The organism is Halomonas marinisediminis (assembly GCF_004347715.1).
Lineage (GTDB): Bacteria > Pseudomonadota > Gammaproteobacteria > Pseudomonadales > Halomonadaceae > Halomonas > Halomonas icarae.
Window position 1 is genome coordinate 1 of record NZ_SLTR01000063.1, and the last position, 438, is coordinate 438.

Genomic DNA, 438 nt, shown 5'->3' on the forward strand with positions numbered 1-438 from the left:
CACTTCCGAGGCGAAGGTGCCCTGGGGCAGGCCGGTCAGCGCGGCGAGCATCTGACCGGTCTGGTTGTTGTCGGTGTCGATGGCCTGCTTGCCGAGGATGACCAGGCCCGGCTGCTCCTCCTCGACCAGCTTGGCCAGCGCCTTGGCGGCACCCAGCGACTCGACACGCTCGTCGCTCTCGACATGAATCGCACGATCGGCGCCCAGCGCCAGGGCGGTGCGCAGCTGCTCCTGGGCGGCCTTGGGCCCCACGGTGACCGCGACCACCTCGCTGGCCACGCCTTTCTCCTTCAGGCGCACCGCCTCTTCCACGGCGATCTCGCAGAAGGGGTTCATGGCCATCTTGACGTTGGTGAGGTCGACGTCGGAGTGATCCGGCTTGACACGGATCTTGACGTTGTAGTCGATGACGCGTTTGACCGCGACGAGTACTTTCAT

The 438-nt window shown here is 65.8% G+C and carries 1 protein-coding gene; it reads right to left on the minus strand.

Features of this window, described 5'->3' with window-relative positions; genetic code table 11:
- A partial coding sequence (locus E0702_RS15835; RefSeq protein ID WP_132045565.1) for an electron transfer flavoprotein subunit beta/FixA family protein occupies window positions 1-438 on the minus strand: 438 nt, incomplete at its 3' end.